Genomic DNA, 21,109 nt, shown 5'->3' with positions numbered 1-21,109 from the left:
CTCATCCGCCAATTGAAAAACGGGGAGCGAACGCGTGCTGACCGGCAACGATCGGTTGATTTTGGAAGCTCCTGTTCACCATCCGGCACGCCAATCATCCTTCGTTACCTAATATCCACCACTTCCCGGCTTTGGTGATGGCAGGCTTGGGGAATGCTTATGTATCAGGTGCTCTACTGTCTGACCGACGAACATGACTGGCGGCTGGTCGCGCTTGCCGGCGCGGTGTGTCTGCTCGCCAGTGCGGCGGCGATCAGCCTGTTTCACAGGGCGCGCGCGACGCAGGGATCGGGGCGCCTGGTGTGGCTAACGCTCGACGCAGTCGTCGCCGGCTGCGGCATCTGGGCGACGCATTTCATCGCAATGCTGGCGTACGGACCGGGCGTCGGCGGCGCCTACAATGTCCCGGTGACGCTGGTGTCGCTGATCTTCGCCATCGCCGTCACCTTTGTCGGCTTGAGTGTTGCGGTCTCGACCATCCGGCCCAGCCTCGTCGCCCTCGGGGGGGCAGTTGTCGGAGGCGGCGTGGCGGCGATGCACTATACGGGCATGATGGCGCTCGAAATCCCTGCGCGCGTTAGCTGGTCAACGGGGACCGTGGCCGTGTCGATCTTGCTCGGGCTGATCTTCGGCGCGCTCGCGCTCCATGTTGCTGACCGGCGTGACAGCCTGTCCGGCGCGCTCGGTGCCACGGTGCTGCTGACCGTGGCCATCGTCTCGCATCATTTCACGGCGATGGGGGCGGTGCAGCTGACGCCGGATCCGACACTGGTGATCAGCGGGCTATCAATCCCGCCGACGTCGCTGTCGGTTTTGACCGCGAGCGCCGCGGCTGCGATCATCATGATCGCATTGCTCGCCGCGCTCCTCGACCGCCGCGCCAAGGGCGAATTGGGCCGCCAGCAGATGGTGCTGGATACGGCGCTCGAAAACATGTCGCAGGGGCTCTGCATGTTCGACGCCGACGGCAAGATCATGCTGTTCAACGAACGTTATGCATCGTTGCTCCGCCGCACCGGGATCGCCCTGACCGGCCGCCTGCTGGCCGACGTGCTGAGGGAAGAGCAGGCCAGCGGCGAGTGGCAGGGCAATGCCGATGAATTCTTCGCCCGCCTCGTCGCCGATGCGCGGGACGGCCGCACCACGACCGAAATCCTCAATCGCTCCGGCCGCTCTATCCGGGTGGTCAACCAGCCGATGCAGGGCGGCGGTTGGGTCGCAACCTTCGAGGACATCACCGAATGGCTGGAGGCGCAGGCGAAGATCTCCCATATGGCGCGCCATGACGCGCTGACCGGCCTGCCTAACCGCGTGCTGTTCCACGAACAGCTCGAGCATGGGCTGCGCCGGACCAGCTCGGGCGACCAGCTTGCGGTGCTCTGTCTCGATCTCGACCACTTCAAGGACATCAATGACTCGCTCGGCCATCCCATCGGCGATGCCTTGTTGAAGGAGGTTGGGCGCAGGCTGGAGGCGAGCGTCGGCGAGAACGACACCGTGGCCCGGCTTGGCGGCGATGAGTTCGCCGTGGTCCTGATCGGGCGCTCCGAGGAGGCGGTGGCTAGATCCCTGGCCAGCCGTCTCGTCGAGGTGATCTCGGCGCCTTACGAGATCGACCAGCATCAGATCGTGATCGGCGTCTCGATCGGCATCTCGCTGTCGCCGCAGGACGGCAGCAGTCCAGACGAGCTGTTGAAGAACGCCGACCTCGCATTGTACCGCGCCAAGGCGGACGGTCGGGGCACCTACCGCTTCTTCGAGACCGGTATGGATGCGCGCGCGCAGGCGCGGCGGCTACTGGAAATGGATCTCCGCGCGGCGCTCCAACGGAACGAATTCGAGGTGCATTATCAGCCGATCCGCGACGTCCTCAGCGAGCGCGTCGTGGCCTTCGAGGCGCTGCTGCGCTGGAGACATCCGCAGCGCGGGCTGATCGCACCTATCAAATTCATTCCGCTGGCCGAAGAGACGGGCCTCATCATCCAGCTCGGCGAGTTCGTGCTGCACCGGGCCTGTGCCGACGCGGCCACCTGGCCCGACGATGTCGACGTCGCCGTCAATTTGTCGCCGGTGCAGTTCAAGAGCCCGAACCTGATCGCGGCGGTGACAGAGGCGTTGGCCATATCGGGACTCGGTGCGCGCCGCCTCGAGCTCGAGATCACCGAATCCGTCCTGCTCCAGAACAGCGAGGCGACGCTGACCACCTTGCACGAGCTGCGTGCCATGGGCGTGCGGATCTCGCTCGACGATTTCGGCACCGGCTATTCGTCGCTGAGCTATCTGCGCAGCTTCCCGTTCGACAAGATCAAGATCGACCGCTCCTTCGTGTCGGAGCTGGCGACGCGCGAGGATTCCATGGCGATCATTCGCGCCGTGACCGGCCTCGGCCGCAGCCTCGGCATCGTCACCACGGCGGAGGGCGTCGAGAACGACGCGCAGCTCGAGCTGCTCCGGCGCGAGGGCTGCACCCAGGCGCAGGGTTATCTGTTCAGCAAGCCGCGGCCCGCCTCGGATGTCGCGATCATGCTGGAACGGCCGCGGCTGCGCGCGTCGGCTTGAGAGGTCAGCTTCGGCGCAGCGCGAAATGCGCGCCGCAGAACGCCATCACGGCGCCGAGACACAGGGCTGCAAGCCCGGCGAGCACGCCCGAGACGGTCGGGACCGGGCTCGGCGCCGACGCCGCCTGACCCGCTCCCGCAAGCAGCAGCACGCCGACCGCGATCAGGAATTGCCGCATCCGCTGCGGGATCTGTCCGGAGACGGCGCTCTGCATCAGGCTCGCCGTGAAATAGCCGCCGGAGAATCCGACGGTGGCGATCAGCCACCAGGCGATGGCGGCGCCCGCCGGAATGAACTCATGCGTGTCGGAGCGCCAGAGGCGGCCGAGATCGAGACCGTAGCGCGCGCCCAGCATGTGCACCGCGAGCGCCAGCAACACACCGGAGATCATCGCGGCGCCGAGAATCAGGCGGCGCGGAAAAAAGGTCGTCTCAGCCATGTCTCGCTTGTAGGATGGCCGGGGGCGATCGCGCAAGCCGATCGCCCAAGCGATCGCCCATGGGTTCGTTGACGACATGCCGGGAGCGGAAGCGGATTCGACCACGAGCTATGCCTACAAGGCCTCGCTGATCGGCTCGGCGCATCGCTTCGAGCTGACGGAGCAGGGGCTGTCCTGGCACATCGCCGGCCGCTCCGGCCTGTGGCGCTATGACGAGATCTCGGCGATCCGGCTGTCGTTCCGCCCGGTGTCGATGCAGCAGCACCGCTTCCGCGCCGATATCAGCCGCACTGGCGGCGGCCGCATCGCGATCCTGTCGACGAGCTGGCAGACCGCGGCGCTGATGGCGCCGCAGGACAACGGCTTTCGCGATTTCCTGATCGAGCTGCATGCGCGGATGGCCAAAGCCGGCAGCCGCGCCGAATTGACCGCGGGCCTCGGCCGCAAGACCTATGCGGCGGTGCTGGCGTTCCTGGCCGTGCTCGCCGTGGCAATGGCGGGGCTGTTGATCCGCGCGCTTCTGACCGGCGAACTCGCCGGCGTGCTGTTCATCCTCGGCTTCGCCGCGCTGTTCGCCTGGCAGGTCGGCGGCTTCGTGCGGCGCAACCGGCCGCAGAGCTACAGTTTCGATCGCGTGCCGAAGGCCCTGCTGCCCTAAAGCGTTTGCGAGCGAAGTGAGGTCCGGTTCGCGTGAAGAAAACGCGTCAAATGAGAGCCCTACTCCGTCGAATCGAAATCGTCCTCCTTGGTGCCGAGCAGCGAGACGATGGTGCGCAGGCCGGAATCGAGCTGCTCGGGCGAGGGCGGGGCCAGCGCGAGCCGCACCGCGTTCGGCGCATGACCGTGCGCGATTGCAAAGGTCGAGGACGGCGTCAGCGCGATGCCGCGCCTTGCTGCTGCGGCGACGAAGGTCTGCGAGCGCCAGTGCGGCGGCAGCGTCAGCCAGAGATGATAGGAGCGCGGATCGGCGGCGAGCTGGTAGCCGGAGAGCAGCCTAGCGGCGGTCTGCTGTCGGCGCGCGGCATCGATGCGTTTCAGTCGGGTCAGCTCGGCGACGGTGCCGTCGGCCATCAGCCGCTGCCCGGCCGCGAGCGCATGGCCGGAGGCGATCCAGCCGCCGGTCCGCACCGCGCTCATCACACTCTCGCGCAGATGCGGCGGCGCGACGAGGATGCCGAGCGCGAGCCCCGGCGCGACCTTCTTGGACAGGCTGTCGAGCACGATGCAGCGGTCGGGCCCGAGCGCGGCCAGCGGCGTGTCGTCGGCGAGGAAGCCGTAGACGATGTCCTCGATGATGGTCAGATCGAGCTTCTCGGCGACGCGCATGATGTCGGCGCGCCGCGTCGCGTTCATGGTGACGCCGAGCGGGTTCTGGATGATGGGCTGCAGATACAGCGCCGACAGATGCGCCTCGCGATGGGCCTTCTGGATGGCGTCGGGCCGCGCGCCGAACTCGTCCATGGGGATCGGGACCAGCGTCACACCGAGCCGCGCGGCGATGCTCTTGACGTAAGGGTAGGTCAGCGCCTCGACGCCGCAGCGGCCGCCGGTGGGCACCAGCGCGGCAAGCGCGGCCGCCAGCGATTGCTTGCCGTTGGCGGTGAAGAAGATCTGCTCGGGCTGCGGCGAAAAATCCTTGCGTGCGAGATAGGCAGCCGCGGCAACGCGGGCGCTCTTGGTGCCGGTGCTGGTGGAAACGCGCAGTGCGGATTCGAGCGCGTCGATGCGCTCGAGCCCCGCGAGGCTTTTGGCGATCATCGCCCATTGCTGCGGCAATAGCGGGTAATTGACCTCGAGATTGATGCGCGCGTCGGCCGGCTCGCGCATGGTCTCGACTTCACGCCTGACGTCGCCGGAGATGAACGTGCCGCGCCCGACCTCGCCGACCACGAGGCCACGGCGGAGCAATTCAGTATAGACCCGGCTCGCGGTCGAGACCGCGATGCCGCGGTCATAGGCAAAATTGCGCTGCGGCGGCAGCCGGTCGCCGGGCCTTAACGTGCCGTTAGTGATATCGGCCGCAATGGCGTCGGCCAGCTTCACATACTCGAACTTGGACATATTGCACCGAGAGCAATGTTTTGCTTGCTCCGAGGAGTGTACTGGAGCATTTAAGTTCCATCAAGTTCCGCGATTGAGCCGAGGAGAGCGAGAGCAATCCGATGGCAAATGAGGTGCAGGCGCCCGCAAGCGTCCGCGCCAACGGCACCTGCTTCGCCGCGCGGAACGACAGGCCGGAGAAGAAGAATGACCACGATCTCGCAAACTGCCGGGCGGACTTTACGCCCATCCTCATCGGGCGGATTTTTCAGTGCCCTAGCCCTGCGCCTCACCGCGCTGTTCGACAGCCTGGAGCGCCGCTCCGCCGTCAAGACCCTGAACGAGCTCGACGACCGCGCCCTGCGCGACATCGGCATCACACGCAGCCAGATCGAGGATGCCGTGTACGGGCAGTTCAAGACCGAGCTGTCGCGGTATCTGTGATACTCGCGTGTCCAGAAGTGCTGCAGCGGGAAGCGCTGCTGCGCAGAGCCGGGACCCAGCGGATCGCACTCGCTGACGCATGGGCCCCGGCTCTGCAGCGCATCGGCGAAGAGACGCTGCGCGGCGTCCGGGGCACGGGAGCGCGAGTGTGGCTCGCAATGACGGAGTCTGCTGCCCTTCAGTGCCTCACCACCAGCACCGAGCACTTGGCGTAGCGCACGACGTGGCCGGCGTTGGAGCCGAGGAAATAGGTGCGCATCGCCGGGCGATGCGAGGTCATCACGATCAAATCGGCCTTCACGTGCACGGCTTCCTCCAGGATCTCGTGATAGATGCCGCCTTGGCGCACCACGCTGGAGATGCGGGACGGCTCGATGCCGGATTCCCGCGCGACGATGGCAAGCGCCTCTTCCGAGGTCTGGCGCTGTTGCTCGTCGAAATCGGCCGGGACGTACTCGGCCAGCATCACCGGCGTCATCGGCAGCACGTTGAGCAGGCGCACGGTGCCGCTCCAGGTCTGCGACAAAGTCGCCGCGGTCGCGATCGCCGGCTTGGCGAGATCGGTGTCGGCGAGATCGATGGGCACGAGGATGGACTTGAACATCTGCGCCTCCCTGAAGACCAAGCTGAACAACCGGTCGAGACGGCGCCCGCGCGTCTCTAGCTCGATCGAAGCAGCTTGGGGCTGACGAACAGCACCAGCTTGCCGCGGCGGTAGGCCACGTCATCCCAATCCTTGACGTCAAAGTCGAAGATCGCAAGCCCCGCTGTGGGCAGGTTGTCGCCGAGTGCCTTGGCGCCATCGGGATCGCCGCCGCCGATCAGCATGAGCGCGACCTCGTGCATGCCGGGATTGTGGCCGATCAGCAGCAGCCGCTTCGGATCGGCGGGGGCGGTTGCGGTGCGAATGGTGTCCAGGATCTGCGCGGGATCGGCGCCATAGAGTTCCGGCAGGACCTCGACCTGCGGCGCCGGGACGCGGTCCTTCATCGCCTCCCAGGCGATGTCCCAGGTCTGACGGGCCCTCACGGCGTGGGAGACCAATACGGTATCGGGGAAGGGCGGATGGGCCGCGATCCAGTCTCCCATCCGCGCGGCATCCTTGTGACCGCGGTCGTCGAGCCGGCGGTCCTGGTCACGGCCGCTCGGTGCGTCGGTCTCGGTCTTGGCGTGACGCAGCAGCATCAAACGGCGCATGGCATTCTCGAATCGTTCCACGTCCACGATAATCTACAGGCGCCGGTTGAGGACAAGGTGACAGGCGCCCGGTTGGTATCTTAAGAAACGCTATGAGCGAGACTTTCACAAGCGTGTCCCAGGAAGAAGCCGGCTTTCGCGACCGCGTGCGGCTGTCGTTCGATCTCGATGCCGACATTTGTGTGATCGGGGCGGGCCTAGCTGGGCTTACCGTGGCGCTGGAGGCGGCCCGGCTCGGGGCCAGCGTCGCGGTGCTCGAGGGTCGGCATATCGGCTGGAACGCCTCCGGCAACCAGCTCGGCACCGTGATGCCGGGCTTTGCGCTGCCGCTCACGGACCTGATCGAGCGCATCGGCTTGGAGGACGCCCGCGAATTGTGGACCCTGTCGAAGCAGGGCGCCGCGTTCGTCCGGGCCAACGCCAGCGAAGAGAGCATGCCGGGGATCGGCCTCAGCGACGGCGCGCTGGAGGTCTCCAACGTCGATGCAGGCGACCGGCTGATCAGCCGGCTGCAGATGCTGAACGAGGATTTCGATACCGAGGTCGAAGGCTGGCAGGTCGATCGCGTGCGCGAGGCGCTCAAGACCGATCATTACTTCCACGGCGTGTATTATCCGAAAGCGTTCCAGGTCGACGGCCGGAAATATGTGCACGGCCTTGCGGCGCTGGCACGGCGGGCAGGCGCCCGCATCTTCGAGGACACGCCGGTCGTCAGCATCGATCATTCCGGCATCCGCAAGCGCATCGTCACGCCCTCGGCGCGGCTGCGGGCGAGCCACATCGTGCTCGCCGGCAACATTCATCTCGGCGCCCCCTCCAAGCGCCTGTCGGAGACGCTGCTTCCGGTCTGGCGCTATGCCGGCGTGACCGCGCCGCTCGGCGAGCGTGTGCACGAAATCATCGCCTTCAAGGGATCGGTGATGGATTCCGACGGCGTCGACCATTTCCGGGTCGTCGACGGCGACCGGCTGATGTGGGAGAGCCCGGAGACCACCTGGGCCGCGCGTCCGCAGCGCTTCGCCGGCGCCATCAAGCGGCGGATCCGGACGATCTTTCCCGAGCTCGGCAATGTCGAGATCACCGACATCTTCGGCGGCGCCACCGGCCAGACCGTGCACGGCATGCCGCAGATCGGCCAGCTGCGCAAAGGCCTGTGGGTGGCGAGCGGCTTCGGTCGTCAGGGCATGAACACCTCCGCCATGGCCGGACAGATGATCGCACGCAGCATTTTGTGGGGCGATGAGCGCTGGAAGCTGTTCTCGCCGTTCGAACTGGTCTGGGCGGGCGGCGCCACGGGGCGCGTCGCCGGCCAGCTGGTCGGGATCTGGGGCAGGGCGAGCTCCGCCGCCGCAGGTGCGCTCGCCCGCTATCGCGAGCGCGCCAGGGTCAAGGACAGGCAACGCGAGGCCCGCGTCGCCGAAGCCAACCGCGCCGCCGGCACCGGTCCGCGCCGAGCGCCGCCCGGCGTGCGACCCCGGCCGGCGCCACCGCCGAAAGCCGCGGTCGGCGCTGCGGAACCGGTCGTGCACGAGGACCGCGTCTCGCAATAAGTTGAGCGAAATTCCGCTCCGACGTGTAACTTGGGCCGGCAGAAGCCCGTATCTCAGGGCGTGGACTTCCCGCGCACGGAGAATGACATGCTTGACCGCCGCATCCTGCTCACGACTGTCGCCGGCCTGTTTGGCCTTTCGGCCTTGCGCTGGCTGAGGGGAACACCTGCCGAGGCCGGCGAGAAGGCCGCGCAGAAGTTCGAGATCACCAAGACGGAGGCCGAATGGCGCGCGCAGCTCACGCCGCAGCAATATGAGATCCTGCGCAACCACGGCACCGAGCGGCCCGGCTCCAGCCCGCTGCTCAAGGAGAAGCGCAAGGGCATCTTCGCCTGCGCCGGCTGCGACCTGCCGCTGTTTACGTCGGAGACCAAGTTCGAGAGCGGCACCGGCTGGCCGAGCTTCTATGCGCCGATCGAAGGCAATGTCGGCAAGACCGAGGACCGCAGCTACGGCATGGTCCGCACCGAGGTGCATTGCCGGCGCTGCGGCGGCCATCTCGGCCATGTCTTCGACGACGGCCCGAAGCCGACCGGATTGCGCTATTGCATCGACGGTTTCGGCTTGGTCTTCCATCCCGCGGCGGCGTCGGCGACGTAGGTTTCACGGGAGTCATTCCGGTCCTGCGGACCGCTCCGGAACGACAGGATGCCCCGGCAATTGTTGCCGGTCCCGGCAAATGTGCCCCGGTCGTCAGACCGGGGCTTTTTCATTAAGTCATTGATTTGCTGAAGATACCCGCATTGGCATAGGCCTTGCGACGTCTCTTTCCGATTGCGGCCATGGTCGACCGGCCGCCGAGATCGGATTTGGAGACAAAGTTATGGGTATCTTCGATGCAATGAACACCTCGGTGGGTGGCCTGCAGGCGCAGTCCTTCGCGCTGCAGAACATTTCCGGCAACATCGCGAACTCATCCACCACCGGTTACAAGGGCATCGGCACCAGCTTCGTCGACCTCATTCCGGACTCCTCAGTCCCGAGCAAGCAGGTGGCAGGCGGCGTGCAGGCCAACGCCAAGGCTACCATCACGACGCAGGGCACGATCTCGTCCTCCAGCGTCGCCACCAACATGGCGATCACCGGCGACGGCTTCTTCTCGATCCAGAAGGCGAGCGGCGTCGTCGACAACGTGCCTGTCTTCACCGGGGTGACCTACTACACGCGGCGCGGCGACTTCCAGCTCAATGCCAACGGCAACCTGGTCAACGGCGCCGGCTATTATTTGATGGGCGTCACCGTCGACCCGAAGACCGGCAACCCGACCGGCAGCGTGGCAAACGTCCTGCAATTCCAGAACAACTTCATTCCGGCGCAGGCGACCACCTCGATCCAGTACGCGGCGAACCTGCCGACCCAGCCGAACACGGTGGCAAAAACCACGGCATCGACCGGCACCTTGCTCGCCGCCGGCGGCCTGAACCCGTCCGATTTCGCCGCCAACCCGCTGCCGGTCGGCACGCCGCCGGCGCCCTATGCCAACGCGACGGTCTCGGGCGCGGCCGCAACCGGCAACATCCGCTCGGCCTATTCTTCGACGACGGCCACGGGCACAGTTGCGCTCCAGAACAATTCCTCGGCAGTCGCCTCGACCACCACCTCGCTCGACAATGCCGCCGGCACGCATCTCGCCTCCAGCATTCTGACCGCGTTGAGCGGCCAGACGCTGACCATCAACGGCAACACCATCACGTTCAACGGCGGCACCACGGTCTCGACCGTCGGCAGCAACACCACGATCGGTCTCGGTGCGGGCACCACGGCGACAGTGGCCGACATTCTGAATGCGATCCAGACCGCCGGCGGCGCCGGCGTCACGGCCTCGCTCTCGGTCAGCGGCAATATCCAGATCGCGACCGGCACCGGCACGGACGTTGCGATCGGCAGCGGCACGGCCGCCACCGCGCTCGGCATCAGCAGCGTGACACGCGGCGGCAACGTGCTGTCGTCGCCGGCGATCTCCGGCGCGACCGTGTTGAGCGGCAGCGCGACGGCCGGCGGCGCCCAGGTGCTCACATCCGGCTTCTCCGCCGGCGACACCATCACCGTCAATGGTCAGACCCTGACCTTCATGAACTCCGGCGCCTCGGGCCCGAACCAGATCAACGTCACCGACAACGTCACGACCCTGCTCGGCAAGATCGATGCGCTCTCCGGCGCCTCGGGATCGTCGGTCAGCAGCGGCGGCGTGATCACGCTGAACACCGGCACGGTCTCCAACCTGACGGTCTCCAGCTCCAACAGCGCGGCCTTCTCCGCGCTCGGCTTCACCTCGACCATCACCAGGAATCGCGAGGGTGGCGGCACGGCCGGCACCGGCGGCGTGATCGGCAACGACATCGCCACCTTCACCAAGGAATCGATCAGCGGCGGCGCGGTGACCGCCTACAATGCCGCCGGTACGCCGGTGAACCTGCAATTGCGCTGGGCCAAGACCGACAGCGCCTCGCTGGGCGCAGGTCATTCCGACAGCTGGAACCTGTTCTACCAGACCGACCCGAACGCGACCGGCACGACGGTCGGATGGGTCAATACCGGCCAGACCTTCACCTTTGCCGCCGACGGCTCGCTGACCTCGCCGAGCGGCTCGGGCATCACCATCAACAACGTCACCGTTAGCGGCCAGTCGCTCGGCTCGGTCGCCTTCAACATCTCCTCGGGCGGCCTGACGCAATATGCCAGCACCAGCGGCGCGGTGACGATCAACACCATCACCCAGAACGGCTACGCCGCCGGTCAGCTCCGCTCGGTCGCCGTCAACAACAACGGCGTGGTGGTCGGCACCTTCTCCAACGGCCAGAACCTCAACCTCGCGCAGGTGCAGCTGTCGCACTTCAACGGCACCAATTATCTGAAGGCGATGGACGGCGGCGCCTATGCCGCGACCGAACAATCGGGTGACGCCATCGACGGCGCTTCGGGCACCATCAGCGGCTCGTCGCTGGAGGGATCCAACACCGACATCGCCGACGAATTCACCAAGCTGATCGTGACCCAGCAGGCCTATTCGGCCAACACCAAGGTGATCACGACGGCAAACTCGATGGTGCAGGATCTCCTCAACGTGTTGCGCTGATCGGCGCGTGACGTAACAAAGGCGGGCCAGTGATATGGGTTTGAGTTCAGCCCTCGCCAGTGCGATGAGCGGTCTGCGTGCCAACCAGGCCGCGCTCTCGATCGTCTCCTCGAACGTCGCCAATGCGCAGACGCCGGGTTACGTCGTCCAGACGCCGAACCAGATCGAGGTCACCACCGGCGAGTTCGGCGCGACGGCGATGACGACCGGCGTCAGCCGCCTGCTCGACACCTATGTGCAGAACCAGCTACGGACCGAGACCGGCGGCGGCGGCTACGCCGACCAGATGGCCAACATCCTGAAGCAGCTTCAGAATGTCTACGGCACGCCCGGCAATTCCGGCACGCTCGAAAGCGCGCTGAACAAGTTCACGACGGCGCTGCAGGCGCTGTCGACCAGCTCGGGTGCGTCGTCGGCGCAGACCGTCGCGCTCGGGGCGGCCCAGGCGCTCGCGACGCAGCTCAACGTCACCACCAAGGGCATCCAGTCGCTGCGCTCCAACGTCGAACAGGATCTCGGCAATTCGGCGCAGGCCGCCAATGCGGCCATGAAGCAGATCGCCGACATCAACACCAGGCTCCAGGGCCTGTCGGCCAACGATCCCTCGGCCGCAACGCTGATGGACCAGCGCGACCAAGCCATCAACACGCTGTCGAAATATGTCGACGTCCGCGTCACCACCGACAATTCGAACCAGGCCAACATCTACACCACGACCGGCATTCAGCTGGTCGGCGCCGGGCTCGCCTCCGAATTCTCCTTTGCCTCCGCCGGCGCGCTGTCGGCAACGTCCCTCTACAACATCGACCCTGCCAAGTCCGGCGTCGGCGCGTTCAACATCAAGCTGCCGAACGGCTCGCAAGTCGACGTCGTCGCCAACAACGTGGTGTCGTCCGGCCAGATCGCGGCCGATCTGAAGCTGCGCGACGACATTTTGGTGCAGGCGCAGAACCAGATCGACCAGCTCGCCGCCACGATGGCGAGCGCGCTGTCCGATAAGACAACGGCGGGCAGCACGGTCACCGGCCCGCCGGCCGGCTTCGATCTCGAGCTCGCCGGTGCGCTGCCGGGCAACACGGTCAACATCACCTATACGGACACGGCGACCAACACGCAGCGCCAGATCACGCTCGTCAACGTGACCGACCCAGCCGCGCTGCCGCTCCAGAACGCGACCAACGCCAACCCGATGCGGATTGGCGTCGACTTCGCCGGTGGCATGGGCGCGATCGCCTCTGCGCTGAACACCGCGCTGTCGGGCACGCATCTGTCGTTCTCCGCCGCCCCGTCGCCCGCGACCGCCACGACACTGAGGGTGACCGACGACAACACCGGGCTTGCCAAGGTCGGTTCGGCCTCGACCACCAAGACGATCTCGTCGCTGACCTCGGGCAATCCGCAGCTGCCGCTGTTCACCGACGGCGGGCAGGCGCTCTACACCGGCGCAATCACGGCGTCGGGCTCGCAGATGACCGGTCTTGCCGGGCGCATCGCCGTGAACACGCAGCTCGTGACCGATCCCACCCGGATGTCGGTCTACAATACCTCGCCGGTGACGCCCGCAGGCGACACCACGCGTTCGGACTATCTCTACTCGCAGCTCACCAGTGCAGTGTTTTCCTATTCGCCGCAGAGCGGCCTCGGCTCGGCGAGTCAGCCCTTCACCGGCAGCGTCTCGAACTTCCTCCAGCAGTTCCTGAGCGTGCAGGCCAACGCCGCGACCCAGGCGACCCAGCTCCAGCAAGGCCAGAGCGTCGTGGTCTCGACGCTCCAGGCCAAGTTCGACTCGACCTCCAAGGTCAACCTGGACTCGGAGATGTCGAACCTGATCCAGCTTCAGAATGCCTATGCCGCCAACGCCCATGTCATGTCGGTGGTGCAGACCATGATGAACACGTTGATCCAGGCTCAACTGTAAACAGTAACAGGGCTCCGAAAGATGGCGATCAGCAGCATCAACTATTCTTCGTCGATCCTGGGCGCGCAGATCCGCAACATCAATCAGCAGCTCACCGACCTCTCGACGCAGCTCTCGACCGGCAAGCTGTCGCAGAACTATGCCGGCATGGGGACGAACGAGGGCTTTGCGATCGCCGGGCGCGCGCAGCTCTCCAACATCGCCGGCTATACCGACACGATCACCAACGTCAACGTCAGCATCAACCTCGCCAACACCGCGCTGCAATCGCTGACCAAGATCCGCAGCACGGTGCAGACCGGCTCGGCCTCTACCGCGCAGGACCTCAACGTCAACGGTCAGACGATTGCCCAGAACACCGCCGCCGCCCAGTTCGGCTCGATGGTCGGTGTCCTCAACACGCAGACCGGCAGCCGCTATCTGTTCTCCGGAACGGCCGTCAACACCCAGTCAGTCGCCGATGCCGGCGACATCATTAACGGCACCACGACGCAGGCCGGCTTCAAGACCGTCATGGCCGAGCGCCAGGCCGCGGACTTGGGGGCCAGCGGCATGGGCCGCCTGGTGCAGACGCAGCCGACGGCGAGCTCCGTGCAGGTGTCGGAGGACGTCGCCGGATCGCCGTTCGGCCTCAAGATCAAGGCGGTGTCCTCGACGCTGAACGGGGCGACCGTCACCGGCCCGAGCGGCTCGCCGGTGTCATTCTCGGTCGATCTCAACGGCGTCAATCCGAACAACGGCGACAAGCTCAGCATTCAGTTCACCCTGCCGGACGGCACGACCGAGCAGATCGACCTGACGGCCTCCTCGGCAACGCCGACGCCGCTCGGCAGCTTCGCGATCGATGCGAGCACGCCCGTCAACCCGAACAATACCGCTGCGAATCTCAACACGGCGCTGAACACCGCGATTCAGAAGCTCGCCAACACCTCGCTGGTGGCGGCATCGGCGATCGTTGCGGGCGACAACTTCTTCAACACCGCGAGCTCTGCGATCGGCACCCCTGTCAACAACCAGGCGGCGCCGCCGACCCCGGTCACCGGCGCGACGGCGCTGTCGGGCGCGAGCCCCTCGGACTCGATCTCGCCGGGCTTCGTCGCAGGCGATACCATCACCGTCAACGGGACCACGCTGACCTTCGTGGCCTCGGGCGCGACCGGCAACCAGCTCAACGTTACCGACAGCATCCAGAGTTTGCTGAGCAAGATCGACACGATCACGGGCACGTCGAAGCCCTCGACGGTCCACGGCGGCTCGATCACGATCAACACCGACGATGCGGCGAGCCTCAACATCACGACGTCGAACACCGGCGCGCTGAGCGCGCTCGGGTTCAGCTCGACGCCGGTGACCGCCGCGCAGCCGCCGCTGCGCGTCGGCTCCTCGCCTGCGAGCTCGGCGACCACGCTGGTGAACGGCTCGGCCAATACGGTGAAATGGTATTTGGGCAATGACGGGCCCGGCTCGGCGCGCTCGACCGCGATGGCGCGGGTCGACGATGCCGTGACGGTGCAGTACGGAGCCCAGGCGAATGAGGATGCGATCCGCCGGCAATTGCAGGCGATCGCGGTGTTCGGCACCTTCTCGACCTCGCCGACCGGGCAATATTCGGGCGGGCAGGTCTCGGCGCTGAGCCTGCGCACGACCCAGGCGCTGACCCAGCAGCCCGGACAGCAGCGCATCGAGGACATCCAGACCGACATCGCGATGGCCCAGAACACGATGAAGGACGCGAGCACGCGCCAGACCCAGGCCAAGGCGCAGCTCCAGACCATCATTGACCAGGCGGAATCGGCTTCGCCCGACCAGGTCGCGAGCGAGATCCTGGCGCTGCAGAACGCCCTGCAGGCGTCCTACCAGGTGACCTCGAACCTGGCGCAGCTCTCGCTCGTCAAGTTCCTGTAAGGAAGCGTTAAGACGCCGTTAACCATGCCTGTTTACCTCTTGGTGAGGATTGCAAGCGGGGGCGGAGCGGTCGATGTCGGACAATTTGCAGCTGGTGGTGGCGACGCCTTGCTTCGGCGGGCAGGTGTCGAGCATCTATGCGAGCTCGATCTTCGCGTTGCAGCGGGCCGTGCACGGCATGTCCAATCTCGAGCTCAAGGTTCTCCTGCGCGACGGCGACGCGCTGATCACCCGTGCGCGGGCCAACCTGGTCGCGATGTTCCTGGACGATCCGAAGGCGACGCATTTCCTGTTCATCGATGCCGATATCGGCTTCCGGCCGGAGCAGGTGTTCCGCCTGATCGAATGCGGCGCGGACGTCGTCGCCGGCTGCTATCCGATCAAGCGGGTCAACTGGGACAAGGCCGCGCGGGCGATCCAGTCGGGTCGGGCCGACGTGCCGGCCGCCTCGCTCGACTACGTGCTCGAGATCGAGGATCCCGACCGCATCGTGGTGGTCAACGGATTTACCCGCGTGCGCTATGCCGGCACCGGCTTCCTGATGATCCGGCGTCACGTGCTGGAGGCGATGTGCCGCCACCCCGACTACGCGAACCTCCAGTTCTTCCGCGAACATTCCCATGATGCGCTGGCGGCGAGCCGGAACCGGTTCGCGCTATTCGAATGTATGATCGATCCGGCGACCGGCACCTATCTGTCCGAGGACTTCGCCTTCTGCAAGCGCTGGACCGACATCGGCGGCGAGATCTGGGCCGACATCCAGAGCCCGCTCGACCACGTCGGGCCATCGGTGTTCCACGGCGACATCGCCTCGCAATTCGCAGCCGTGCCTGCGGCGGCGGCCGATGCCGCGGCGTGAGCCTTTCGGGATGAGCGGCGGCCCATCCCCTCGGCGCGAGATGCAACGCGCCGCCGACGGCGGCTCGCGTTATCGCCTGCGCGACCTCTTCACGCCGCTCGACACGCTGCTCGTTTCCGGCGGAGATCCGCGCCTGGCGCTCGATCCCACCGGCCGCGCCAACGCCTATGGCTGCCCGGCTTCGCCGGAGCCGGAGGTGTGGAATTTCGCCTCCTCGACCGCGTCGACGATCTCGCAGGCGGCCTATGACCGCGCCGCGTTGGCGCGTGAAGAGCTGATGCACAAGTGCCTGCTCGACGAGGTCGAGCTCGCTTTCGATGCACGCTGCGAAGATATGCGCGACGAGCTGCGCGGTCATCTCCAGCTCTCGCCGCGCGTCGACGTGGTGTTCTCGCCGTCCGGCACGGACTCCCAGCTCCATGCCCTGTTCCTGGCGCGCGCGATGCTCGGCGCGCGGCCGGTGACGATCGTGGTCGGCGCCGACCAGACCGGCAGCGGCACGGTCCATACCGCGCGTGGACATCATTTCAGCGCCCTGACGGCGAGCGGCTTCGCGGTTCGCAAGGACGGTCCGGTCGCGGGGCTGGCCGGCGCCAGCATCTCGCTGCCGCTGCGCGCGGCGGGGGACGGGATCGCGATGCGCATGGACGCCGATGAAGCGGTGCTGCATGCGGTCGAGGCCACGATCGCGCAAGGCGCGCCGGTGCTGCTCCAGATCATGGATTCCTCGAAGCTCGGATGGCGTGCGCCGAGCGCGGCCTGCCTCGACGAGATCGCGCGGCGCTGGCCGCGCAAGGTCCAGATCGTCGTCGATGCCTGCCAGGCCCGACTCGGCCGCCGACGGCTGCGCTCCTATCTCGGCCGCGGCTATATGGTGCTGATCACCGGCTCAAAATTCTTCGGCGGACCTGCCTTCAGCGGTGCGCTGCTGGTGCCGAAGGGCCTGTCGCGGTCGCTCGATCGCGTCGAGGGGATCGCAGCTGGAATCCGTGATTACGCCGGCCGCTGCGATTGGCCGATGGCCTGGACGGCGCTGCGTTCGCGCTTCGAGCGCCGTCCGAATTTCGGTCAATGGCTGCGCTGGGAGGCGGCGCTGGCCGAGATCGGCAGCTACTACGGCGTGCCCGGGGCCTTCCGCGCCGGGATGCTCGCCGAGGTCGCTGCCGGCATCGACAGCATGATCGCATTGTCGCCGTCGTTGCGCGCTGTTTCGGCCGCGACCCACGCGGCCGGCATCGACGATGAGGAATTCGCGCAACCCACCATCTTTCCGTTCACGCTGCTGCGCGACGGCAAGCCGGTTTCTGTTGCCGAGACCGCTCCTGTTCATCGCGCGTTGGCGCGTGACGTCAGCGAAGGGACCAACGGCAGCACGGAGGACCGTCAGGTCGCCGCGCAGCGCTGCCTGATCGGCCAGCCGGTGCGGCTGGAGCGGCAGGACGAGACGCCGCAGGCCGTGCTGCGCCTCTGCGTCGGCGCGCGGCTCGTGACTGAGGCCTGGTCGCCGGACAGGGCGGAGGCGCAGCGCAACGTGCAGCGCCTTCTCGACCAGATCGCCCACGTCCTGGTGAAGATCGAGCTGCTGCTCGCCGGTGGCGCAGCGGCGGCCGTGCCAGTAAAGTCCGCGTTCGAGGTGTGAGATGCAGCATCCGGTTTCCGCGCCGATCGGCCTGACCGCGGCGAACTATGCCGACCGCGTCGGCTTTGCGCAGCTGACGCGCCGGGCCTTCGAAGGCGTCGATCTGCATCCGTTGCGCGATCAGCTCGTCGCGCGCATCGCGGCGGGGACCGCGCTGGCGGGCGAGGGGCTGGACCTGTCGTTGATCACCCAGCTGCTGGGTGACAAGGATCGGGGGCTTGCGATCCAGTCCGAGGTGCTGGCCTTCCATCAATTGTTCCGAACGCCTAGCGCCGCCCCGAAGCCGGGCCTGCGCCTGCTCGCGCTTGCAGCCGACATCGACATGGGCGGCAACACGCCGATCGATTTCCTGCTCGAGGGCTCCGATGTCGAGCTGTTGACTCTCTATGTGATCAAGGGCGTCGGGTTGCCCGAGACCTTGCCGGAGCACGACGTGGCCATCGTGGTCGCGTCCGATTCCGAGGAATGCCGCGAGGCGCTCGCGCTGATCGAAGGGGCCGCGCCGCACTGGCCGCGGCCGCTGCTCAATCGCCCCGATCGCATCGGCAATCTCGATCGCGACAAGCTGTATCGGCTGCTGATGGACGTGCCCGGCCTCGACATTCCCGCGACCATCCACGCAACGCGCGCGCAATTGTCGGACCTCGCGCAGGCGCGGATCGCATGCGCGGACATCGCAAGCGAATTGCACTTTCCGATGATCGCGCGGCCGCGCGGCTCGCATGCCGGCGTCGGGCTCGCAAAGCTCGATGATGCGGCGGCTCTGGCGGCCTATCTCGCCGAACGGAAAGAGCAGGACTTCTTCGTCGCACGCTTCGTTGATTATGTGAGCCCCGACGGGCTCTACCGCAAATATCGCCTTGCCATGGTCGACGGCAAGCCGTACGCGTGCCACATGGCGATCGCCGACCGTTGGGACATCTGGTATCTCAACGCCTACATGGCCTTCAGCGAAGAGAAGCGGGCCGAGGAAGCCGTCTTCATGCGCGACTTCGATCATGCTTTCGGCGAGCGTCACAGAAACGCGATCGAGGAGATGAGCCGGCGCGTCGGCCTCGACTATTTCATCGTCGATTGCGCCGAGAACGCGGGCGGCGAGCTTCTGGTGTTCGAGGCCGACAACACCGCCGTCGTGCACAACATGGATTCGCCGGTCGTGTTTCCTTACAAGCCGCCGCAGATGCGCAAGATCTTTTCAGCGTTCACGGCGATGCTGTTGCGGCATGCGAAGACGGGCGGGGAGAGCGCAGCATGAACGAGATCATCCGCAATACGCAAAGCTCCGTTGCGGATGCCCCGCTCGATCCGCAGGACTGGAGCGAGTTTCGCGCGCTGGCCCACCGCATGCTGGACGAGACGATCGACGGCATCGCCAACGTTCGTGCGCGCCCCGTCTGGCGGCCGATTCCCGATGACGTTCGTGCGGCATTCAGGTCGGACGTGCCGCGCGAAGCGAGCGACCTTGCCGAGGTCTGTCGCGAATTCTCCGAGCATGTCGCGCCCTATGCGACGGGCAACGTCCATCCCGGCTTCATGGGCTGGGTGCATGGCGGCGGCACCGCCGTCGGTATGCTCGCGGAGATGCTCGCCGCCGGCCTCAACGCCAATCTAGGCGGACGCGACCACATGCCGATCGAGGTGGAGCGCCAGATCGTCGACTGGATGCGCCGCCTGTTCCTCTTTCCCGAGAGCGCGAGCGGCATCTTCGTCACCGGCACGTCGATGGCCAATCTGATGGCCGTGCTGGTGGCGCGCACCACCGCGCTCGGCACGCTGGCGCGGCAGCACGGCATCGGCAATGACGGTGCGCTGCTCGCGGCCTATACGTCGCAGGCAGCGCATGGCTGCATATCGAGGGCGATGGACATTGCCGGGTTCGGCACCGATGCGCTGCGCAAGATCCCAATCGATGCCGATCATCGCATCGACGTTGCCGCATTGCGCGCGCAGATCGCCGCCGATCGCGAGGTCGGCTTCAAGCCTTTCCTGGTGGTCGCATCCGCAGGCACGGTCGATATCGGTGCGATCGACGACCTCAGGGCGATCGCTGCGCTGTGCAGCGAGGAGGGAATCTGGTTTCACGTCGACGGCGCTTTCGGAGCGCTCGCGATCCTGTCGCCGGAGCTTGCGCCGCTGCTCGGCGGCATCGAGCTTGCGGATTCCATCGCACTCGACTTCCACAAATGGGGGCAGGTGCCGTACGATGCAGGCTTTCTGCTGGTGCGCGACGGCGAGCAGCATCGGCAGGCCTTCGCGCAGCCGGCGGCCTATCTGAGCCGCGAGGCGAGGGGGCTTGCGGCGGGCACAGTCTGGCCCTGCGATCTCGGTCCCGATCTGTCGCGCGGCTTTCGTGCGCTGAAGACGTGGTTCACGCTGAAGACGTTTGGCACCGACCGGCTGGGCCGGGCAATCGCACGAAGCTGCGCGCTCGCCAAATATCTGGAGGCGCTCGTGCTGGCCGAACCGCGGCTGGAATTGCTGGTGCCGGTCAATCTCAACATCGTCTGCTTCCGCTATCGCAGCGGGGATGCGGTCAATCGCGAGATCGTCGCCGACGTCCAGGAGTCCGGCATCGCCGCGCCATCGAGCACGATGCTGGACGGAAAGTTCGCGATCCGCGCCGCGATCGTCAATCACCGCACCGAGGCGGCGGACATCGATGCGCTGGTCGCTGCCGTGCTGCAGTTCGGTGACCAGCGGAGCGGCGGAGTGATCGAGGTCGACGCGCCGCCGCTCGTAGCGCAATAGCTTGACGAGCGCCTGAAAACGACAACGGCCCCGGAGACGATCCGGGGCCGTTGTCGTTGGCGCGAACGCCTGTATCAGGCGGCGGCGGTGCTGACGTCGTCCTTGTCCGCTGCCGCCGTGGGATGCGTGGCCTCGAACTGGTTGCGCAGCTTGTCCTCATAGGCGATCAGCTTGCGGGCGTCCTTCAGCGCTCGGTAGAGGTCGCCGTTCAGGATGTTGTTGTTGATGCCTTCGATGATCGGCCAGGAGCTCGGCACCGCGGTGACGATGTCCCGCACCAGGTTGAAATAGGTGCCGTGTTGGGTCTGCGGATCCGGGGAGATGTACATGAGCTGGACCGCCAGATAGACGAGCTTGGCGGGCGTGTCGGCGGTCTCCGGCGTGAGGATGTCGCGCTCGCGCAGGATCGGAACGTTCTCGCCGTCGATCAGGAGGCGGGCCCGCTGGTCGGTGTTGGTGATCACGGAATTGCCGACGATGATGCGTTCGTGCGGCTTGAGCTCGACCTTGAGGGCCATTCCTGTTCTCCATCAACGCTTTCGTAACCGAGCGTTCGTTGCGGCCTGTCAGACCCTGATTCTCGCTTGCAACTAGTTAACGAGCTGTAAACTCAGGTCCTTCCGGCCAAAAAGCTCAATGCTTTCAAGGGCGGGATTTGGCGGCGGTACGACTGGGCGCGCCGCTTCCGAGGCCGAATCACGCGTGACCGGGTAAAAGCGCGGATTTCATTTCATG

General features: G+C 66.2%; 17 protein-coding genes. 12 read left to right on the top strand and 5 right to left on the bottom strand.

Annotation, left to right across the window (positions count from 1 at the left end; genetic code table 11):
• The first annotated feature begins 159 nt into the window (after positions 1 to 159).
• Positions 160 to 2,559 carry a bifunctional diguanylate cyclase/phosphodiesterase gene (locus ACVWYQ_RS10620; RefSeq protein WP_456727136.1) on the top strand — a complete coding sequence of 800 codons (2,400 nt, stop codon included), beginning with the start codon at positions 160 to 162 and terminating at the stop codon, positions 2,557 to 2,559.
• 4 nt (positions 2,560 to 2,563) lie between these two features.
• Here ACVWYQ_RS10620 and ACVWYQ_RS10615 read toward each other — a convergent pair whose 3' ends face one another.
• A complete protein-coding gene (locus ACVWYQ_RS10615; protein WP_275511895.1) occupies positions 2,564 to 2,998 on the bottom strand; it encodes a hypothetical protein in 435 nt (144 codons plus the stop codon).
• A gap of 76 nt (positions 2,999 to 3,074) precedes the next feature.
• Between ACVWYQ_RS10615 and ACVWYQ_RS10610 the strand changes: the two genes are divergently transcribed.
• Positions 3,075 to 3,656 carry a hypothetical protein gene (locus ACVWYQ_RS10610; RefSeq protein WP_456725607.1) on the top strand — a complete coding sequence of 194 codons (582 nt, stop codon included), beginning with the start codon at positions 3,075 to 3,077 and terminating at the stop codon, positions 3,654 to 3,656.
• Between the two features lie 59 nt (positions 3,657 to 3,715).
• Here the strand turns inward: ACVWYQ_RS10610 and ACVWYQ_RS10605 are convergent, their stop codons facing one another.
• A complete protein-coding gene (locus ACVWYQ_RS10605) occupies positions 3,716 to 5,059 on the bottom strand; it encodes an aminotransferase-like domain-containing protein (protein WP_275502467.1) in 1,344 nt (447 codons plus the stop codon).
• A gap of 186 nt (positions 5,060 to 5,245) precedes the next feature.
• On the opposite strand from ACVWYQ_RS10605, the gene ACVWYQ_RS10600 reads away from it, so the two are divergent.
• Positions 5,246 to 5,482, top strand: coding sequence for a DUF1127 domain-containing protein (locus ACVWYQ_RS10600; RefSeq protein ID WP_456725606.1), 237 nt, complete (start codon positions 5,246 to 5,248; stop codon positions 5,480 to 5,482).
• Between the two features lie 178 nt (positions 5,483 to 5,660).
• On the opposite strand, the gene ACVWYQ_RS10595 is transcribed toward ACVWYQ_RS10600, so the two are convergent.
• Both ACVWYQ_RS10595 and ACVWYQ_RS10590 read right to left on the bottom strand, forming a co-directional pair.
• Positions 5,661 to 6,086 (bottom strand): universal stress protein, encoded by a 426-nt coding sequence (locus tag ACVWYQ_RS10595; RefSeq protein ID WP_036015633.1) that lies wholly within the window; start codon positions 6,084 to 6,086, stop codon positions 5,661 to 5,663.
• Positions 6,087 to 6,142: 56 nt separating this feature from the next.
• Complete coding sequence (locus tag ACVWYQ_RS10590; protein WP_275502468.1) at positions 6,143 to 6,679, bottom strand: SixA phosphatase family protein; 537 nt, start codon at positions 6,677 to 6,679, stop codon at positions 6,143 to 6,145.
• 92 nt (positions 6,680 to 6,771) lie between these two features.
• Between ACVWYQ_RS10590 and ACVWYQ_RS10585 the strand changes: the two genes are divergently transcribed.
• The 9 genes from ACVWYQ_RS10585 (at position 6,772) to ACVWYQ_RS10545 (ending at position 20,374) form a co-directional block, all read left to right on the top strand.
• On the top strand, positions 6,772 to 8,229 hold the full coding sequence (locus tag ACVWYQ_RS10585; protein ID WP_404539718.1) for an NAD(P)/FAD-dependent oxidoreductase: 1,458 nt from the start codon (positions 6,772 to 6,774) through the stop codon (positions 8,227 to 8,229).
• Between the two features lie 87 nt (positions 8,230 to 8,316).
• Positions 8,317 to 8,829 carry a peptide-methionine (R)-S-oxide reductase MsrB gene (gene msrB / locus ACVWYQ_RS10580; RefSeq protein ID WP_036015643.1) on the top strand — a complete coding sequence of 171 codons (513 nt, stop codon included), beginning with the start codon at positions 8,317 to 8,319 and terminating at the stop codon, positions 8,827 to 8,829.
• Between the two features lie 223 nt (positions 8,830 to 9,052).
• Entirely contained in the window at positions 9,053 to 11,305 is a 2,253-nt protein-coding gene (locus tag ACVWYQ_RS10575; RefSeq protein ID WP_157280822.1) for a flagellar hook-basal body complex protein, read from the top strand.
• A 34-nt stretch (positions 11,306 to 11,339) separates the two neighbouring features.
• The gene (flgK, locus tag ACVWYQ_RS10570) at positions 11,340 to 13,223 is read left to right on the top strand and encodes a flagellar hook-associated protein FlgK (RefSeq protein WP_275502469.1); all 1,884 of its coding nucleotides are present in this window, start codon (positions 11,340 to 11,342) and stop codon (positions 13,221 to 13,223) included.
• Between the two features lie 21 nt (positions 13,224 to 13,244).
• Entirely contained in the window at positions 13,245 to 15,128 is a 1,884-nt protein-coding gene (locus ACVWYQ_RS10565) for a flagellar protein (RefSeq protein WP_157280820.1), read from the top strand.
• 73 nt (positions 15,129 to 15,201) lie between these two features.
• Complete coding sequence (locus ACVWYQ_RS10560; protein WP_271540503.1) at positions 15,202 to 15,987, top strand: hypothetical protein; 786 nt, start codon at positions 15,202 to 15,204, stop codon at positions 15,985 to 15,987.
• A 40-nt stretch (positions 15,988 to 16,027) separates the two neighbouring features.
• Entirely contained in the window at positions 16,028 to 17,626 is a 1,599-nt protein-coding gene (locus ACVWYQ_RS10555) for a hypothetical protein (RefSeq protein ID WP_404539726.1), read from the top strand.
• A gap of 1 nt (position 17,627) precedes the next feature.
• Positions 17,628 to 18,881, top strand: a complete 1,254-nt coding sequence (locus ACVWYQ_RS10550) for an ATP-grasp domain-containing protein (protein WP_404539729.1) — start codon at positions 17,628 to 17,630, stop codon at positions 18,879 to 18,881.
• Positions 18,878 to 20,374, top strand: a complete 1,497-nt coding sequence (locus ACVWYQ_RS10545) for a pyridoxal phosphate-dependent decarboxylase family protein (RefSeq protein ID WP_404539731.1) — start codon at positions 18,878 to 18,880, stop codon at positions 20,372 to 20,374. Before ACVWYQ_RS10550 ends, ACVWYQ_RS10545 begins: the two co-directional genes overlap by 4 nt.
• Positions 20,375 to 20,448: 74 nt before the next feature.
• On the opposite strand, the gene flbT is transcribed toward ACVWYQ_RS10545, so the two are convergent.
• Positions 20,449 to 20,892: a flagellar biosynthesis repressor FlbT gene (gene flbT, locus ACVWYQ_RS10540; protein ID WP_404539733.1), complete on the bottom strand. Its 444-nt coding sequence runs from the start codon at positions 20,890 to 20,892 to the stop codon at positions 20,449 to 20,451.
• Positions 20,893 to 21,109: the final 217 nt, after the last annotated feature.

Source organism: Bradyrhizobium sp. USDA 3397 (genome assembly GCF_054060965.1).
This window is presented reverse-complemented; position numbering and strand designations above follow the sequence as displayed.

Coding starts and splice junctions, on each gene's coding strand:
- msrB (WP_036015643.1), top strand. CDS start 8,317: ATGCTTGACCGCCGCATCCTGCTCACGACTGTCGCCGGCCTGTTTGGC.
- ACVWYQ_RS10620 (WP_456727136.1), top strand. CDS start 160: ATGTATCAGGTGCTCTACTGTCTGACCGACGAACATGACTGGCGGCTG.
- ACVWYQ_RS10615 (WP_275511895.1), bottom strand. CDS start 2,998: ATGGCTGAGACGACCTTTTTTCCGCGCCGCCTGATTCTCGGCGCCGCG.
- ACVWYQ_RS10600 (WP_456725606.1), top strand. CDS start 5,246: ATGACCACGATCTCGCAAACTGCCGGGCGGACTTTACGCCCATCCTCA.
- ACVWYQ_RS10605 (WP_275502467.1), bottom strand. CDS start 5,059: ATGTCCAAGTTCGAGTATGTGAAGCTGGCCGACGCCATTGCGGCCGAT.
- ACVWYQ_RS10545 (WP_404539731.1), top strand. CDS start 18,878: ATGAACGAGATCATCCGCAATACGCAAAGCTCCGTTGCGGATGCCCCG.
- ACVWYQ_RS10585 (WP_404539718.1), top strand. CDS start 6,772: ATGAGCGAGACTTTCACAAGCGTGTCCCAGGAAGAAGCCGGCTTTCGC.
- ACVWYQ_RS10590 (WP_275502468.1), bottom strand. CDS start 6,679: ATGCGCCGTTTGATGCTGCTGCGTCACGCCAAGACCGAGACCGACGCA.
- ACVWYQ_RS10575 (WP_157280822.1), top strand. CDS start 9,053: ATGGGTATCTTCGATGCAATGAACACCTCGGTGGGTGGCCTGCAGGCG.
- ACVWYQ_RS10610 (WP_456725607.1), top strand. CDS start 3,075: ATGCCGGGAGCGGAAGCGGATTCGACCACGAGCTATGCCTACAAGGCC.
- flgK (WP_275502469.1), top strand. CDS start 11,340: ATGGGTTTGAGTTCAGCCCTCGCCAGTGCGATGAGCGGTCTGCGTGCC.
- ACVWYQ_RS10560 (WP_271540503.1), top strand. CDS start 15,202: ATGTCGGACAATTTGCAGCTGGTGGTGGCGACGCCTTGCTTCGGCGGG.
- flbT (WP_404539733.1), bottom strand. CDS start 20,892: ATGGCCCTCAAGGTCGAGCTCAAGCCGCACGAACGCATCATCGTCGGC.
- ACVWYQ_RS10565 (WP_157280820.1), top strand. CDS start 13,245: ATGGCGATCAGCAGCATCAACTATTCTTCGTCGATCCTGGGCGCGCAG.
- ACVWYQ_RS10595 (WP_036015633.1), bottom strand. CDS start 6,086: ATGTTCAAGTCCATCCTCGTGCCCATCGATCTCGCCGACACCGATCTC.
- ACVWYQ_RS10550 (WP_404539729.1), top strand. CDS start 17,628: ATGCAGCATCCGGTTTCCGCGCCGATCGGCCTGACCGCGGCGAACTAT.
- ACVWYQ_RS10555 (WP_404539726.1), top strand. CDS start 16,028: ATGCAACGCGCCGCCGACGGCGGCTCGCGTTATCGCCTGCGCGACCTC.